Source organism: uncultured Dietzia sp. (assembly GCF_937873725.1).
In the GTDB taxonomy this organism is placed as follows: domain Bacteria; phylum Actinomycetota; class Actinomycetes; order Mycobacteriales; family Mycobacteriaceae; genus Dietzia.
In genome coordinates, this window is the sequence record NZ_CALMYY010000046.1 from 1 (window position 1) to 15,916 (window position 15,916).

The following is a 15,916-nucleotide window of genomic DNA, read 5'->3' on the forward strand; positions in this document are numbered from 1 at the left end:
GGGGCGGGGGGGGGGGGGGGGCGGGGGGGGGCGGGGGGGGGGGGGGGGGGGACGGGGGCCGTCGGCGGGCGCCGCCCGGGCCCCGCCACTCGGAGGCCTCGTCGTCGAACGGGGCGCTCGGCTCGAGCAGCTTGGTGTCGTCCGGGTTGAGGACGAAGTGCAGGAATCGCCGCAGCGACGACCCGCGACCGGTCACCGACTTCTCCAGGTCCGAGTCGCCCACGTAGTTCGCCAGATCGGTGATGAACTCCACGGCCAGCCCCAGCTGCTCCGGGTCGACCATGCCGGGGCCGACCTCGATGTCGCGGTCGAGGCCGGCCACGACGTAGGAATTGTCCTCGGTCACGTGCACGTCGAGGCTGCCGTCCGTGGCGGCGATCTTGATCCGCTCGTACGTGGCCACGCGGCTGAGCGTCGCGTCGTCGTTGTCCGCCAGGTAGCGGGCCAGGCCGCGTGCGCTGGTGAACACGTACACCTGGTCGCCGTCGCCGAGGAACACCGGCCGGTCGCCGAGGTAGCACCGCAGGGTCAGGTACTCCTGGTCGGCAAAGACGATCCTGATCGGATCGATCCCGACCGTCTCCCAGATCGACCCCTCCGGGTAGCCGGTGGGGGCGGGCTCCGGCTCCGGCTCGGGCTCCGGGAGGGCGGCCTGCGCGGCCTCCAGGTCTCCGCGGGCGCGGTCGACCTCGGCGGGATCCAGTTCGGGGGTGGTCATGACGGCCTGGATCGCGTCCAGCACGTCGTCCCAGCCCTTGGCGACGGTCTTGCGGATCGACTTCCACAGCTTGAGGCCGTCGCGTCCGTAGAACTCGTCCATCCCGCGGGTGACGGCGGCGAGGATCGGGTTGCCGTTGAAGAACTTGGTGACCGTGTCCAGCTCGCAGACCTCGCCGATCGAGCGGGCGATCGCGAAGGACTGGTCGATCTCGTCGACCGACTCCTCGGTGGGGTTCTCGCCGAGGAGTTCCAGGACGCCCACGAGGTCGTAGCAGTCGTCGTCCGAGGCCCGGAACGCCAGGACGTCGGACTCGGCGAACCCGGCCCACGACGGGTGGTCCTGGAGGTCGTGCGGGGCGCCGCTCCGGACCAGGGCGACGAGCTCGGCGGTCGACTCGAACGCGTAGAGGTCCTCGTCCAGCCCCAGGAACGCCTCCCAGTCGTCGTTGTCCTCGCGCCAGCTGGGCGCCCAGAGGGTCGTGACGTCTCCCTCCGGGAGACCGAGCTCGATCGGGACGATGTCCTTGGCCATGCCGGTCAGCATATCCACGCCCGGTCAGCCGGTGCCACGGGCCGCCGCCCGGGCCTCGACGAAGCGGGCCGCCGCGCCCTCGGCGGCCCGCTTGCGGCCGCTCACCGCGAGCTCGACGGAGCCCGAGACGAGTTCCGCGCGGCGGGCGTTGGCCTGCTCGACGGCGGCGGACGTGGCCTCGAGGATCGAGGTCGACACCGCCTGGCAGCCGTGCCCACGCAGGCCCGGCGCCAGGGTGAGGTCGATCACCGCGCCTCCGGAATCCGCGGTGGCGGTGGCCAGCCGATCGCGGCTCGAGGCCACCACCCGCAGTGTCTCCAGCTGGTCGTGGGCGGACTCCCACTCCGCCGCGATATCCCGCAGCCGGTCGAGGAACGCGTCGACGTCCAGCGCGCCGCCGCTCACCGCACGCCCTCGCGCCACTCGTCGTCACCGCGTCCGGGGTCGTCCCACTCGTCGCCCTCGGCGTCGTCCCATTCCTGCTCCGCGAGCTGCTCGAGGAGGTCCCGGGCCCCACCCGCCGCCGCGGTGAGGGCGCGCAGGACGGCCCGTGCGACGTCGGCGGGAGCGCGATCGAGCAGGTTCTCGGGCAGGGCCAGGCCCACCGGCACGCCGTCGGTACCGACCTCCGCGACCACTCCGGTCATCGGGTCGGTATGGCGGCAGGTGTGGGACGTCATCCGCCGGTCGGGCGGTAGAAGCCGTGGAAGGACATGCCGATATTGTCCGTCCGCAGCCCCGATACGGCTACGGGGTCCCCGGCCTCGACGAGTTGGCCGTTCCCGATGTACATGGCGACGTGGCCGTCCCACACCGCGAGGTCGCCGGGCATGAGGTCGGCCTGCGCCACCGGGACCCCGACGTCCTGCTCCTGGGCCAGTCGGGGGATCTCCACCCCGGCGTCCCGGTACGCCCACTGGGTCAGGCCGCTGCAGTCCAGTCCCTGGCCGGGGGTCGTGCCGCCCCACACGTAGGGCACGCCCTGCTGGCTGAGCGCGTTGCGGACCGCCCCGGCCGCCTGCTCGTTGGGGGCGGTGGCCACGGACCCGTCGGGCAGGACCACCTCGACGCCGGCCCCGACGAACCCCGCCCCGGAACCGGCGCCACCCGCCGCGCCGGCGGCCCCGTCCCCGGCCGGCGACCCATCCCCGGCCGCCGCCCAGGTCCCGGCCTCGGTGCCGGCGACCGGCGAGGCGACCGGCGAGGTGAGCGCGGTGCCGGTGCTCGAGTCGGGGCTGATCACACCCGGCATCCGGGGGGCATCGGGGATGCCGGCGGCGATCGCACGCAGTTCGGCCGTGGGCCCCTTGAGCTCGAGTTGGACCCGCTCGGCCACCTGGATGCCCCGGGCCAGGTGCTCGGCGGCCAGGCCGAGCAGGGCGGCCTGGCCGGGTGGGGTCATGAGGGTCGGTCCCAGCGCGGCGGCGCGGGCGAGGAACTGCTGGACGATCCCGATCACCTCGACGGTGCCGCGGACCACGATCTCCGCGGCCACCGCCGTGACGCGCGCGATCTCCGCCGCGGACTCCGCGAGCGCCCCCACCGTCCGGCCGACCTCGGCCACCGACCGGGCCGCGCCGAGCGAGGCGAGGGAATCCCAGGACTCCGAGAGCAGCCGCTCGAGCGGGGGGCCCAGGCGCTGCGCCACCTCCAGCCCGTCGCTCACGGGCCGCATGACGTCCCGGGCGGGCTCGGGGACGAACTCCTCCGCCGAGAGCAGGTCGAGGATCTGACGGATGGGCCCGGCGTAGGCCAACGCGTCGGCGATCACGCGATCATCCCTCCGCCGTCGGACACGCCGGAGCCGGCGGCGCCGATCGCCTCGGCCCCGCCGGAGTCGGTGTCCTGGTACACCCGGGCCGTCTCCAGGACCAGCCGCCCGGCCGCGTCGCTCACCCGGGCCGCACCGGCGAGCACCTCGCGGTGCCGCGCGGTCGCCGCCAGCAGCGCGGACAAGAAGTCCGCGCCCACCGGGCCGACCACTGGGGCCACCGCGTCGATCGGCAGGGTGTCCACCGCCTCGAGCGCCCCGCGCAGGGTGTCCGCCAGCGCCGTCAGCCCCGCGCCCAGGTCACGCAGTCCGTCGACGTGGACGTCGATCGCTCCGTCCGCCATTGCCCCGCCCCTCGTCGCCTCTTATCCCGTCACAGGGTTCGACGCGCCGATCCCGGCGTCCGGTTCCACCAGGATCGGAAAATCCGCCCGTGTGGAATCCTGTCGGTCATGGACATCAACGTCGTGGACCACCCACTGGTCGGGGACCGGCTCCGTACGCTGCGGGATGCGGCCACCACCACCGCCGGTTTCCGGGCCGCGATGGACGCCCTCGGGACCATGCTCTGCTACGAGGCCTTCCGGACCATCCCGACCGTCGAGGTGCCGGTGACCACGCCCGTCGCCGAGACGACCGGTGTCGAGGTGGACGGCGTCCCCCTGGTGGTGCCGGTCCTCCGCGCCGGTCTCGGCCTCCTCGAGCCGGCCACCCGGCTACTCCCCGGGGCGCAGGTCGGGTTCGTCGGCCTGGCGCGCGACGAACAGACGCACGACCCGGTCTCGTACCTCTGCTCCCTGCCCGAGAACCTGGCCGGGCGTCACGTCGTGGTCCTGGACCCCATGCTCGCCACGGGCGGTTCGCTGGTGTCGACGCTGGAGACGCTCGCGGCGCGCGGGGCGACCGGCGTCACCGTGGTGTGCGTGCTGTGCGCGCCGGAGGGGGTCGAGAAGGTGCGCTCGTCGGGACTGGCGGCCACGCTGGTCACCGCGACGATCGACGACAGGCTCGACGACGACGCCTTCATCGTCCCCGGGCTGGGCGATGCCGGGGACAGGCTCTTCGGGCCCCGCTGACCGTCCTCAGGGCCTCGTCGCCGCGGCGACCGCACCGGCGAGCGCGTCCAGCCTCCGCGCGGCGTCGTGGACGTCGGCGCGGGACGGGTCCGGTGGGGTCCACGCCTCGACGTAGGTCTTGAGCAGCGGCTCGGTGCCCGAGGGGCGGACCACCGCGCGGGCCCCCGCCACGTCCACCCGGAAGCCCGGGGTGCCGTCCAAGAGGGTCACCGTGCCCGTAGAGGACAGCCGGTCGGCCGCCCGCGCGAGCGCGGTCGACGGGTCGGACCCGGCCCCCAGCGCGAGCGGCTCGTTGCGCCGCAGGTGCGCGCCGAACTCGCGCGCCAGCGCGTCGAGCCTCGCGCCCACCGGGGGCCCGCCGGACCCCACCATCGCGCACCAGGCCCCGGCCGCCGAGATCCCGTCCTTGTCCGCCACCACGTCGGGCAGCACGCAGTGCCCGATCGCCTCCTCGTACGCGTACCGCAACGGTTCGCCCGCCCGGACCAGCCACTTGAACCCCGTCAGCGTCTCCACGTGGCGGCCGCCCCGGGCCGGGACCAGCAGCGACGGCAGCCGCGAGGACACGATCGTCGACGCCACCACCGGCGCCACGCCGGCCCCGCCCGGCCCGGCCGACCCCGGTAGCGGCTCGCGGGGCGGGGGGTCGGCGAGCACCGCGCCCCCGGCGTCGCCGTCGAGCATCCGCCAGCGGCCGCCCGGGGCCCGGAACCCCACCGCGCAGCGGTCGGCGTCCGGGTCCAACGCGATCGCGACGTCGGCGTCGATCTCCTCCGCCAGCCGCAGCAGCCGGGCCGTGGTGGCGGCCCGCTCGGGGTTGGGGGAGTCGACGGTCGGGAAGTCCGGGTCCGGGGCGGCCTGATCGCCGACCATGGTGACGTCGCGGACCCCGATCCCCGCCAGGACGCGGCGGCAGATCTCGCCCCCCACCCCGTGGACGGGGGTCAGCGCCACGCGGGGGGGCCGCGCGGGCGAGGGCAGGCCGGCGATCACGGAGGCCACGTAGTCGTCGACGAGCGTGGGGTCGACCCGCACCCCCGTGCCCCGGGCCGCCGGGGCGGCGACCCCCTCCCGCGCCGCGGCGCGGAGGTGACGCTCGATCCCGGTGTCGGTGGGCGGGACGATCTGCGCCCCGCCGCGGCCGAAGACCTTCATGCCGTTGTCGGTGGCGGGGTTGTGCGAGGCCGTCACCATGAGCCCGGCCACCGCGCCGCGCGCGCGGACGGCCGCGGCGACGACGGGGGTGGGGACGGGCGCGCCGGGGACGACGACGACGAGGCCCTCCGCCGCCAGCACCGCGGCGGCGACGTCGACGAACCGGGCCGACCCGTGCCGGGCGTCCCCACCCACGATCACGGTCGACCCGGATGGTTCACGCTCGCGCAGGTAGCGGGCGAGGGCGGTCGCGACCAGGGTGACGGTGCGGTCGTTCATCCGGTCGGGCCCCGGGCCGAGCGGGGCGCGGACGCCGGCGGTGCCGAAGGTCAGGGTCACGGGCGGTCCGGGCTCTCCTGCGCCGTCACGCCCGGGCGACGGCGGGGACGAGGGCGCGCAGCGCCGCGGTGAGACGCGGGGTGCCGGCCGCGCCCGCCGCCAGGACCTCGGCGTGGTCGAGGGGCTGCCCGGTGACCCCCGCCGCGAGGTTGGTCACCAGCGAGGCGGCCACCACCTCCAGCCCGAGCGCCCTGGCGGCGATCACCTCCGGGACGGTCGACATCCCCACCAGGTCCGCGCCGAGGGCGCGCAGCATGCGGATCTCGGCCGGGGTCTCGTACTGGGGCCCGGGCGTGGCGGCGTAGACGCCCTCGGGCGGTCGCCGCCCGGTGGCGGCCTCCAGCGCCCCGGCGGCCGCGGCCCGCAGGCGGGGGGAGTAGGCGTCAACCAGATCGACGAACGCGGCACCGGTCAGCGGGGTGCGGCCGGTGAGGTTGAGGTGGTCCGAGAGGAGGACCAGGTCGCCCACCGCGAGTCCGTCCCGCACCCCGCCGGCGGCGTTGGTGAGCACGAGCGCGCGGGAGCCGACCGCGGCCGCCACGTGGGCGGGATGGACGACGGGGTCGGTACCCAGGCCCTCGTACAGGTGCGTCCGGCCGGCCACGGCCAGCAGCGGGACGCCGTCGACCAGGCAGCTGGTGACGGTCCCGCGGTGGCCCGCCGCCGACGGGGGGACGAACCCCGGCAGCCCCGCCACGGGGACGGTGACCGCGCTGCCCGGGTCGGCCAGCCCGGCGACGACCTCCGACCAGCCGGAACCCAGGACCAGGGTGATCTCGTGGGTCGGGCGCCCACCGGCGCGGGCGACCGCGTGGGCCGCCGCGCGGGCGTCCGGGGAGGGACTGAGCATCGCCGACACGGCGTCAGGCGCCCGGGCCCACGTTGCGGGACTCGCGGGTGCGCAGGTGCCGGACGTAGGCGTCGGGCGCTCCCGCGCACTCCGCCGCGTCGGCCAGCAGACCCAGGTAGCGGGCCGACGGCAGGCCACCCTCGAAGGCGTCCATGACGTAGAGCCACACCAGCACGGTGTCCTCGGCGTCCACCGTGGTGGACGACGGGACGGCGAACTCGGACTCCTGGGCGCCGACCGGGGGACCGGCGGGCACGGTCGGGTGCCGCTCCACGCGCACCCGGATCTTCCGGGCGGGCATCAGGTCCGTGCCCTCCCAGCGGTCCATGGCGCGGACGTCGTCGTCGGGGACGTCGTAGAGCACCACGAACACGCGAGAGCCGGAGTCCTCGACGAGGGTGGCGACCGCGCCCTCCCAGGTGGGGTCGTCGCCCGCGAAGGTCAGGCGCCAGCCCTCCAGCCACCCGGTTCCGGCGAACGGGGAGTGCGGCGCGCGGGTGTTCATCTGCTCGGGATGCATGTTGGTCCCGTACGCGGCGTAGAGAGGCACGTGGACCACAGTAGTCCCTCCGCCGGGTGTGGCCACGGCGTGCTCCGGCCGCGCGCCGGTCGTTCGACTACCGTGTACCGCGGACGCGACGCGAACTCCGCTACAGCGGGAGGCGGCGCCCGGCCCCTGACCCCGTGAGCCGTGGAGGACCCCCAGTGACCCAGCGCATCATCATCATCGGCGGCGGCCCCGCCGGTTACGAGGCCGCGCTGGTGGCCGCGCAGCACGGTGCGGACGTCACGATCGTGGACTCGGACGGGATCGGCGGCAACTGCGTCCTGCACGACTGCGTCCCCTCCAAGACCTTCATCGCCACCACGGGCGTCCGGACCGACATGCGCCGCGCCGAGGAGATGGGCGTCGAGGCGCACTTCGACCCCACCGCGTACCGGCTGACCCAGGTCAACGGCCGGGTCAAGTCCCTCGCGCGGGCCCAGTCGGCCGACATCCGCTCGCAACTCCAGCGCGAGGGTGTCCGTCTGCTCTCGGGCTCCGCCCGGCTGCACGACTCCGCGCCGGGGTTGGCCGCCCACCGCATCGCCGTGACCTTCGAGGACGGCCAGGAGAAGATCTTCGACGCCGACGTGGTGCTGATCGCCACCGGCTCCAGCCCGCGGATCCTCGCGGACGCGGAGCCGGACGGAGAGCGCATCCTGACCTGGCGGCAGCTCTACGACCTCACCGAGCTGCCCTCGCACCTGGTCGTGGTGGGGTCCGGGGTCACCGGCGCCGAGTTCGTCTCGGCGTTCACGGAGATGGGTGTCAAGGTCACCATGGTCTCGAGTCGGGACCGGGTCCTCCCGCACGAGGACGCCGACGCCGCGCTCGTCCTGGAGGAGGCCCTCAGCGAGCGGGGCGTGTCGCTGGTCAAGCACGCGCGCGCCGACGCGGTCGAGCACCACGAGGGCGGCATCATCGTCCGCCTCGGCGACGGCCGGACCGTCAAGGGGTCCCACGCGCTGATGTGCGTGGGCTCGGTCCCCAACACCGAGGGGCTCGGCCTGGAGAGCGCGGGCATCGAGTTGCAGCGCAGCGGCCACATCAGGGTCGACCGCGTCTCCCGGACCAGCGCCGCGGGGATCTACGCGGCCGGCGACTGCACCGACCTCTTCCCGCTCGCCTCGGTCGCCGCCATGCAGGGCCGGATCGCCATGTACCACGCCCTGGGCGAGGGCGTCAGCCCCATCAAGCTCCGCACCGTGGCCTCCGCGGTGTTCACCCGCCCCGAGATCGCCACCGTCGGCATCTCCCACGCGCAGATCGAGAGCGGCGAGGTGCCGGCGCGTGTCGAGGTCTTCCCGCTCGCCGGCAACCCCCGCGCCAAGATGCGCAGCCTGCGCCGCGGCTTCGTCAAGTTGTTCTGCCGCCCCGCCTCGGGCGTGGTGATCGGCGGCGTGATCGTGGCGCCGACGGCGTCCGAGCTCATCCTGCCGGTCTCGGTGGCGGTGCGGAACCAGCTCACCGTGGGCGACCTCGCCGCCTCCTTCTCCGTGTACCCGTCCATGACGGGCTCGATCACGGAGGCGGCCCGTCACCTCATGCGGCACGACGACCTGGACTGAGGCCCGAGCAGGCGGCCCCGGCGCTCCCGGCGTGTGCCCGCGGCTAAGTTGAGGCTAAGCTCACTCGTGGTGCCGCTACCGCGGTGCCGGGACTGTGAAGGATGACCGTGATGACTGGACGCCGTCTGGCCGCTCTCGCCGCGGCCGCTTCCCTCGTGGTGGGCCTGGCCGCCTGCGCCTCCGGTGGTTCGGGCGACGAGCCCGGCGCGCTGGTGGTGTACTCCGGCCGCAGCGAGAGCCTGGTGGGCCCGTTGCTGGCCCAGATCGAGGACTCCACCGGCATCGACCTCGAGGTGCGCTACGCGAGCACCCCCGAGATGGCCGCCCAGATCGCCGAGGAGGGGCAGGCCAGCCCGGCCGACATCTTCTTCTCCCAGGACGCCGGCGCGCTCGGCGCCCTCTCCAAGGCCGGGTTGCTCGCCCCGCTCGATCCCACGGTGGTCGCCGCGGTTCCCGCCGGGTACCGCGCCCCCGACGACACCTGGGTCGCGACCAGTCTCCGAAGCCGGGTCCTCGTCTACGACTCGGAGGTGCTGGAGGAGTCCGAGGTGCCGGACACCATCGACGCGCTCACCGCCCCCGAATGGAAGGGCAAGGTCGGCTATGCCCCGACCAACGCGTCGTTCCAGTCGTTCGTCACCGCGCTGCGCGTGGACCGGGGCGACGAGGCCGCGGAACAGTGGCTGCGCGACTTCCTGGCCAACGACCCCAAGTCCTACGACAACAACGTGGCGCTGCTCGAGGCCACCGACACCGGCGCCGTCGAGCTCGGTCTCACCAACCACTACTACTGGTACAACGCCGCCGCGGAGAAGGGGCCCGAGAACATGCGGGCCCGGGTCCACTACCTGGCCAAGGGCGACCCCGGGGCCCTGGTCAACGTCGCCGGGGTCGGGATCCTCGCCTCGTCGGATCGGCCCGACGACGCGGCGCGGGTGGTGGAGGCGCTGCTCAGCGAGCAGTCGCAGCTCTACTTCCTCGAGGAGGCCAGCGAGTACCCCGTGCTGCCCGGCATCACCTCCGACGCCGTCGACCTGCCGCCGCTCGAGAGCCTCGGCGGCCCCGACATCGAACTCGGTGACCTCGACGGCCTGGAACAGACCCAGCAGATGCTCACGCGCGTGGGCATGATCTGACGGACACCGTCATAGACCTCCGGTCCCGCCTGCGCCGCGGCCGCCCCCTGCTGGGTGCGGCCGCGGTGCTCGCGTGCTCGGCCACGCTCATCCCGCTGGTCTACCTCGTCATCCGCGCGGGCGAGCGGGGGCCGGGGTACGCGCTCGAGGTGGTCCGCACCGGCCGGTCGGCGGAGTTGCTCGCCAACACGGTCGTGCTCGTGGTGCTGGTGACCGCCATCAGCGTGGTGGTGGGAGTGGCGCTCGCGTGGCTCACCGTCCGGACGGACCTTCCCGGCGCGCCCGTGATCGGCGCGCTCCTCTGCGTGCCCCTCGCGATGCCCTCCTACGTCCTGGGTTACCTGTGGGTGGCCGACTTTCCGCAGGTGATGGGGCTGCCGGGGTCGGTCATCGTGCTGACGATCTCGTGCTACCCGTACGTCTTCCTCCCCGCCGCCGCGGCCCTGCGGACGGTGGACCCGGGCCTGGAGGAGGTGGCCCGGAGCCTCGGTCGCGGAACCGCCAGGGCGGTTCTCGGGGTCACGTTGCGCCAGATCCGGCCGGCGGTGGCCGCCGGCGGCCTGCTCGTCGCGCTCTACACCCTCTCCGACTTCGGTGCCGTGGCCATGCTCCGCTACGAGGCGTTCACGGTGGGGATCTACCACAGCTACCGGGCATCCTTCGACCGCGTTCCGGCCGCCGTGCTGGCGTGCGTGCTCATCCTGGTCGCCCTCGTGGTGATGGTGGGCGAGCGGCGGGCCCGACGCGGTGAGGTGGCGCGGGTCGGCGGCGGGGTGGACTCGGTTCCCGACCGCCTCCCGCTCGGGTGGCGTCGGCTTCCCGCCCTGGCGGTGGTCGCGGCCGTCCTCGCCGGCGGCGTGGCGGCCCCCCTCATCGGGCTGTTCAGGTGGGTCCGGGCCGCGGCCGAGGTGGACGTGTCCTGGGGTCCGGTCCTCGCCGCGGCGGGCACCACCGCGAGCGTGTCCGGCATCGCGGCGCTCGTGACGATCGTCCTGGCGCTGCCCATCGGGGTGCTCGCCGCGCGCTCGGGCGGACCGCTGTCCCGGACCACCGAGGCGGTGGCCCAGATCGGGTTCGCGCTTCCCGGGATCACCGTCGGCCTCGCGGTGGTCTTCGTCGGGATCCGCCTCGTCCCGGGGCTGTACCAGCGGGTCCCCATGCTCGTGTTCGCCTACGTCGTGTTGTTCCTCCCGCTCGCGGTGGGGGTCGTCCGGTCCGCGGTCGACGCCATTCCCACCGCGCTCGAGGACGCGTCGGAATCCCTGGGCTCCGGCCGGGTGCGCACGTTCCTCCGGGTGGTCGCGCCCCTCGCGGCCCCCGGTGTCCTCGCCGGCGGGAGCCTGGTGTTCCTCAGCGTGGCCAAGGAGCTCCCGGCCACGCTCCTGCTGCGCCCCACCGGTGCGGAGACGCTGGCGTCGGCGATGTGGGCACACACCGAGGTGGCGGCCTATTCGCAGGCCGCGCCCTACGCCGCCATGCTCGTGGCCGTGGCGGTGATCCCCGCGGCCGTACTGGGCCGGTCGTTCGGGTGGGGTTCCGGAGGGTCCGGCCGGGGCGTCCCGGAGCGGGCCGCGATCGCGGCGCAAGCGGAGAGGACCGAGGTGGGGCGGCGATGACGGTGGGAAGAAACCCGGGCGGGGTCCTCGAGCTGGAGGGGGTGGCCGGCGGGTACGGCGGGACCACGGTCGTCCGTGACCTCGACCTGCGGGTGGGGTCCGGCGAGTCGCTGGCCGTGCTCGGCGCGTCCGGATCGGGCAAGACCACGGTGCTGCGCATGATCGCGGGTCTGCACCCGGTGTCGGCGGGCCGCATCCTCGTGGACGGCCGACGCGTGGACACCCTGCCCGCCCAGCGGCGCGGGATCGGCCTCGTCCCCCAGCAGGGGGCGCTCTTCCCGCACCTGACGGTCGCGCAGAACGTCGGGTTCGGGCTGGTTCCCGTCGACCCGGTCGCTCGCTGGCGCGGTCGAGCCGGGCGGGCGGACCGGGTGCGCGAGGTCCTCGAACTGGTCGGGCTCGCGGACCGCGCCGACGACCGCCCGTCGCAGCTCTCCGGAGGCCAACAGCAGAGGGTCGCGCTCGCGCGGGCGCTCGCGCCGGGCACCGGGCTCATCCTGCTCGACGAGCCGTTCAGCGCGCTCGACGCCGCGCTGCGCGGCCGGGTGCGCGCGGAGGTCGCCGCCCTGCTCTCCGAGTCCGGCGCCACCTCCGTGCTCGTCACACACGACCGCGCCGAGGCGCTGGCCACCGCCGACCGCGTCGCCGTCCTCATCGACGGGCTCCTCGCCCAGGTGGACGCACCCGAGCGGCTCTACCACCATCCGGCGAGCAGGGAGGTGGCCCGGCTGTCCGGCGACGTGGTGCTCCTGCCGGCGACCGCGGACGGCCCCGTCGCGCACTCCGTCCTCGGTCGGGTCCCCCTCGACACGGCCGCGCGAGGGGTCGGGACCGTCCTGTGGCGTCCGGAGAACCTGGCGGTCCACCGGGTCGCGTCAGGCGGGCACGGCGTGTGCACCGGGGTCGAGTTCGTCGGTGCGTCGACCCTCGTCCGGGTGTCGTTCGACGGCGCCGACCACAGCTTCGCGATCCCCGTGTCGGGAGGCGAGGTGGTCGAGGTCGGCGCCCGGGTGGAGGTGACGCCGCAGCGGCCGGCCGTGTTCCACCCGGGGTCCTCGGATCCGGCGTGATCGCCCCGCCGCGCTGATCGCCCCTCGCCGTCGGTCACCCCTCCGCGTGGGTCATCCCTCCGCGACGGCCCAGTCCGGCGTCCGTCCCCCCGCGTCGTCCCAGGGGCCCCACGGGCGCCGGCGCTCTTCGGCGGACGTCCGCGGCCCCCTGCGGGGGTCTCCCCGCCACAACTCGCGGAGCCGGTCGGGGGAGTCCCACTGTCCCACCGCGAGCCCGGCGGCGAACGCGGCCCCCAGCGCGGTGGTCTCGGTGACCTCCGGCCGCACCACGTCGATGCCCAGGATGTCGGCCTGGAACTGCATGAGGAAGTCGTTGACCACCATCCCGCCGTCCACGCGGAGCGACTCGGCGACCTCCCCGGCATCGGCGGCCATCGCGTCGGTCATCTCACGGGTCTGGAACGCGGTGGCCTCGAGCGCGGCTCGCGCCAGGTGCGCCCGGGTGTGGAACCGCGTCAGCCCCACCAGGGCCCCGCGGGCGTCCGGCCGCCACCGCGGCGCGAGCAGGCCGGAGAACGCGGGGACCAGGTAGCAGTCGCCGTTGTCCTCCAACGACGCCGCCAACTCCTCTGTCTCGCCTGCCCCCGAGATCACCCCGAGGTTGTCGCGCAGCCACTGCACCAGCGACCCGGCCACGGCGACCGAGCCCTCCAGTGCGTAGACCGGATCGGCGTCGCCCAGCTGGTAGCAGACCGTGGTGAGCAGGCCGTTCTCGCTGAACTGGGGGGTGGTGCCGGTGTTGAGGAGCAGGAACGCCCCGGTGCCGTAGGTGTTCTTGGCGTCGCCGGGGTCGAAGCAGGTCTGGCCGAACATGGCGGCCTGCTGATCGCCCAGGATCCCGGCGATCGGGGTGCCGCCGAACATCCGTCGCGCGGTGACGTGCCCCACGACCCCTGACGAGGGGACGATCTCGGGCAGCATCGTCCGCGGCACCCCGATCTCGCGGCAGAGCTCCTCGCTCCACTCGAGCGTCCGCAGATCCATCAGCAGCGTCCGTGACGCGTTGGTGACGTCGGTGACGTGGAGCGCGGGTTCGCCGTGGTCCCCGCCCCGCCGGCCGCCGGTGAGATTCCAGATCAGCCACGAGTCCATGGTCCCGGCCAGCAGTTCCCCGGCCTCGGCCCGTTCGGTGCCGCGCTGACCCTCCTCGTCGAGGTGCTCGAGGATCCACCGGATCTTCGGCCCCGCGAAGTAGGTGGACAGCGGCAGCCCGGTGACGTCCCGGAAGCGGTCGTCGCCGTCGGGGTGCTCCGCTGCGAGCCGGGCGCAGATCCCGGAGGTGCGGGTGTCCTGCCAGACGATCGCGTTGTAGACCGGCCTTCCCGTCTCCCGCTCCCACACCACCGTGGTCTCGCGCTGGTTGGTGATGCCGATCGCGGCGACCAACGCCGGTTCGAGGTCGGCGAGGCCGGCCACCTGGGCCATGGCCGTGCGGACGTTCTCCCAGATTTCGAGGGGGTCGTGTTCGACCCACCCGGCCCGCGGCAGGATCTGTCGGTGTTCGACCTGGGCCGTGGCCGTGGGGACCGGGAGACCCTGCTGATCGAAGAGGATGGCCCGGGAGGACGTGGTCCCCTGGTCGATGGCGAGGATGTAGGTGTTGCGCGTCACAGGCCAAGACTACGTCCGGCCGGGCGTAGAGTCGGGCGCGACCGGCCGGAACCCTCACCCGGCCCCGGAGGGGAGTGCGATGCCCACGATCAGATCCCGGTCCGTCCTCGGCCCGGAACACAGGGCCCAGGCGTGGCGCAGGTTGTCGGAGGAGTCCTTCGACGTGGTGATCGTGGGCGGGGGTGTCGTCGGCACGGGCAGCGCGGTGGACGCGGCCACGCGCGGCCTGAGCGTGGCGTTGGTGGAGGCCCGCGACTACGCCGCCGGCACCTCCTCCCGCAGCTCGAAGATGTTCCACGGCGGGCTCCGGTACCTGGAGCAGCTCGACTTCGGGTTGGTCGCCGAGGCCCTCCACGAGCGCGAGCTGAGCATGACCCGACTCGCCCCCCACCTGGTCAAACCCCTCAAGTTCCTCTTCCCCCTCACCCGCCGGTTCTGGGAGCGCCCCTACATGGCCGCGGGCTTCGTCCTGTACGACGTGATGGGGGGCGCCAAGAGCGTCCCGCCGCAGAAGCACTACAGCCGTGCGGGTGCGCACCGGGTGGCCCCGGGGCTCCGGGAGGACGTCGTGGTGGGCGGGATCCGCTACTGGGACACGCTGGTGGACGATGCCCGCCACACCCTCACGCTCGCCCGTACCGCCGCCCACCACGGGGCGGTGGTCGCCAACTCCACCCAGGTGATCGGGTATCTGCGGGAGGGCGAGCGGGTGACCGGCGTGCGGGTCCGGGACGCCGAGACGGGCCGCGAGACCGACGTGCGCGCCGGGGTCGTCCTCAACGCCGCCGGCGTGTGGACCGATCACCTCAAGGAGATGCTGGGCGAGGAGGGGGGCTTCACGGTCCGCGCCTCCAAGGGGGTCCACATCGTGGTGGACCGCGACAAGGTCGACTCGGAGGCCGCGCTCATCCTCCGCACGGAGAAGTCCGTGCTCTTCGTGATCCCCTGGGGCGAGTACTGGATCATCGGGACCACCGACACCGACTGGCAGCTCGACCTGGCGCACCCGGCGGCGACCGGCGCGGACATCGAGTACATCCTCGGGCACGTCAACGCGGTGCTCACGGAGCCCATCGGGCGGGAGGACATCCGCGGCGTGTACGCGGGGCTGCGTCCCCTGCTCTCCGGTGGGGCCGATTCCACCACCAAGCTCTCGCGGGAACACGCGGTGATGACCGTGGCCCCGGGCGCGGTGGTGGTCGCCGGCGGAAAGTACACGACCTACCGGGTGATGGCCGCCGACGCCGTCGACGCCGCGGTCGTGGAACTGGGGGAGGAGCGCGCCCGGAGCGTGCCGGCCTCCACCACCGAACGGATTCCGCTGCTGGGCGCGGACGGCTATCCGGCCATGGTGAACCGCGCCGACCGGATCGCCGACCACTACGAGATCCGCGAGGAGCAGGTCCAGCATCTGCTCGGCCGCTACGGCTCCCTGCTCGAGGAGGTCCTGGAGACGGCGTCCGATCGCCCCGACCTGCTCGAGACGCTCACCGGCGCGGAACGGTACCTCCGGGTGGAGATCGTCTACGCCGCGCGGGCCGAGGCCGCTCTCCACCTGGAGGACGTCCTGGTCCGTCGCACGCGGATCTCCATGGAATACCAGCACGGCGGGGTGGAGTGCGCCAGGGAGGTCGCCGGGCTCATGGCCGAGGTGCTGGGCTGGGACGCCGACCGCGTGGAGCGGGAGGTGGATCTGTTCGAGCGGCGGGTCGCCGCGGAACTGGCCAGCCAGGTGTCGGAGTCCGACGACGAGGCCGACGGTTTCCTCCGCCGTGTGCCCGAGGTCCGCGAGTTCCTCGTGGACGCGGCCGTCGACCCCGCCACTGCGGAGCCGGTCGTCGACCGACCGGTCCTCCGGCGCGGCTGAGGCGGCACTCCGGCGCCCCACCTCCCCGCACACACGAAATCCGCTACCCCGCCGCGTGATC

The 15,916-nt window shown here is 74.2% G+C and carries 15 protein-coding genes; 6 read left to right on the plus strand and 9 right to left on the minus strand.

The features are described from left to right. The 5 genes from Q0444_RS04300 to Q0444_RS04320 form a co-directional block, all read right to left on the minus strand. The coding region (locus tag Q0444_RS04300; protein ID WP_299021650.1) for a primosomal protein at positions 1-1,252 on the minus strand (1,252 nt) is incomplete at its 3' end. Positions 1,253-1,276: 24 nt separating this feature from the next. Then, a complete protein-coding gene (locus Q0444_RS04305; RefSeq protein ID WP_291081468.1) occupies positions 1,277-1,657 on the minus strand; it encodes a YbaB/EbfC family nucleoid-associated protein in 381 nt (126 codons plus the stop codon). Then, positions 1,654-1,899 (minus strand): hypothetical protein, encoded by a 246-nt coding sequence (locus Q0444_RS04310; RefSeq protein WP_291081466.1) that lies wholly within the window; start codon positions 1,897-1,899, stop codon positions 1,654-1,656. Before Q0444_RS04310 ends, Q0444_RS04305 begins: the two co-directional genes overlap by 4 nt. 29 nt (positions 1,900-1,928) lie before the next feature. Further along, on the minus strand, positions 1,929-3,023 hold the full coding sequence (locus Q0444_RS04315; protein ID WP_291081464.1) for a C40 family peptidase: 1,095 nt from the start codon (positions 3,021-3,023) through the stop codon (positions 1,929-1,931). Continuing rightward, positions 3,020-3,367, minus strand: a complete 348-nt coding sequence (locus Q0444_RS04320) for a type VII secretion target (protein WP_291081462.1) — start codon at positions 3,365-3,367, stop codon at positions 3,020-3,022. Before Q0444_RS04320 ends, Q0444_RS04315 begins: the two co-directional genes overlap by 4 nt. Before the next feature lie 108 nt (positions 3,368-3,475). Between Q0444_RS04320 and upp the strand changes: the two genes are divergently transcribed. Continuing rightward, complete coding sequence (upp, locus tag Q0444_RS04325; protein WP_291081460.1) at positions 3,476-4,099, plus strand: uracil phosphoribosyltransferase; 624 nt, start codon at positions 3,476-3,478, stop codon at positions 4,097-4,099. Between the two features lie 6 nt (positions 4,100-4,105). Here upp and Q0444_RS04330 read toward each other — a convergent pair whose 3' ends face one another. Genes Q0444_RS04330 through Q0444_RS04340 form a run of 3 tightly spaced genes read right to left on the minus strand, consistent with a single transcriptional unit; the run spans position 4,106 to position 6,993 of the window. Then, positions 4,106-5,593, minus strand: coding sequence for a phospho-sugar mutase (locus tag Q0444_RS04330; RefSeq protein WP_299021654.1), 1,488 nt, complete (start codon positions 5,591-5,593; stop codon positions 4,106-4,108). A 25-nt stretch (positions 5,594-5,618) separates the two neighbouring features. Continuing rightward, the gene (locus Q0444_RS04335; RefSeq protein ID WP_291081456.1) at positions 5,619-6,443 is read right to left on the minus strand and encodes a purine-nucleoside phosphorylase; all 825 of its coding nucleotides are present in this window, start codon (positions 6,441-6,443) and stop codon (positions 5,619-5,621) included. Positions 6,444-6,456: 13 nt separating this feature from the next. After that, complete coding sequence (locus Q0444_RS04340; protein WP_291081454.1) at positions 6,457-6,993, minus strand: gamma-glutamylcyclotransferase family protein; 537 nt, start codon at positions 6,991-6,993, stop codon at positions 6,457-6,459. A gap of 155 nt (positions 6,994-7,148) precedes the next feature. On the opposite strand from Q0444_RS04340, the gene Q0444_RS04345 reads away from it, so the two are divergent. The 4 genes from Q0444_RS04345 to Q0444_RS04360 all read left to right on the plus strand — a co-directional run bounded on the left by Q0444_RS04345 (position 7,149) and on the right by Q0444_RS04360 (position 12,377). Then, positions 7,149-8,555: an NAD(P)H-quinone dehydrogenase gene (locus tag Q0444_RS04345; RefSeq protein WP_291081452.1), complete on the plus strand. Its 1,407-nt coding sequence runs from the start codon at positions 7,149-7,151 to the stop codon at positions 8,553-8,555. Between the two features lie 110 nt (positions 8,556-8,665). Further along, on the plus strand, positions 8,666-9,691 hold the full coding sequence (locus Q0444_RS04350; RefSeq protein WP_291081451.1) for an iron ABC transporter substrate-binding protein: 1,026 nt from the start codon (positions 8,666-8,668) through the stop codon (positions 9,689-9,691). 65 nt (positions 9,692-9,756) lie between these two features. Further along, on the plus strand, positions 9,757-11,307 hold the full coding sequence (locus tag Q0444_RS04355; protein ID WP_291081449.1) for an iron ABC transporter permease: 1,551 nt from the start codon (positions 9,757-9,759) through the stop codon (positions 11,305-11,307). Next, positions 11,304-12,377: an ABC transporter ATP-binding protein gene (locus tag Q0444_RS04360; protein WP_291081447.1), complete on the plus strand. Its 1,074-nt coding sequence runs from the start codon at positions 11,304-11,306 to the stop codon at positions 12,375-12,377. The genes Q0444_RS04355 and Q0444_RS04360 overlap by 4 nt, the downstream gene beginning before the upstream one ends. A 51-nt stretch (positions 12,378-12,428) precedes the next feature. Here Q0444_RS04360 and glpK read toward each other — a convergent pair whose 3' ends face one another. Beyond that, entirely contained in the window at positions 12,429-13,988 is a 1,560-nt protein-coding gene (gene glpK, locus Q0444_RS04365) for a glycerol kinase GlpK (protein WP_299021660.1), read from the minus strand. Positions 13,989-14,067: 79 nt separating this feature from the next. Here glpK and Q0444_RS04370 point away from each other — a divergent pair, with 79 nt between their 5' ends. Then, a complete protein-coding gene (locus Q0444_RS04370; protein ID WP_291081443.1) occupies positions 14,068-15,855 on the plus strand; it encodes a glycerol-3-phosphate dehydrogenase/oxidase in 1,788 nt (595 codons plus the stop codon). Positions 15,856-15,916 lie beyond the last annotated feature (61 nt).

What these genes read in the sequence shown, in the direction of transcription:
- Q0444_RS04310 (WP_291081466.1), bottom strand. Translation starts at nt 1,899, where the DNA reads ATGACCGGAGTGGTCGCGGAGGTCGGTACCGACGGCGTGCCGGTGGGC.
- Q0444_RS04320 (WP_291081462.1), bottom strand. Translation starts at nt 3,367, where the DNA reads ATGGCGGACGGAGCGATCGACGTCCACGTCGACGGACTGCGTGACCTG.
- upp (WP_291081460.1), top strand. Translation starts at nt 3,476, where the DNA reads ATGGACATCAACGTCGTGGACCACCCACTGGTCGGGGACCGGCTCCGT.
- Q0444_RS04335 (WP_291081456.1), bottom strand. Translation starts at nt 6,443, where the DNA reads ATGCTCAGTCCCTCCCCGGACGCCCGCGCGGCGGCCCACGCGGTCGCC.
- Q0444_RS04350 (WP_291081451.1), top strand. Translation starts at nt 8,666, where the DNA reads ATGACTGGACGCCGTCTGGCCGCTCTCGCCGCGGCCGCTTCCCTCGTG.
- Q0444_RS04360 (WP_291081447.1), top strand. Translation starts at nt 11,304, where the DNA reads ATGACGGTGGGAAGAAACCCGGGCGGGGTCCTCGAGCTGGAGGGGGTG.
- Q0444_RS04370 (WP_291081443.1), top strand. Translation starts at nt 14,068, where the DNA reads ATGCCCACGATCAGATCCCGGTCCGTCCTCGGCCCGGAACACAGGGCC.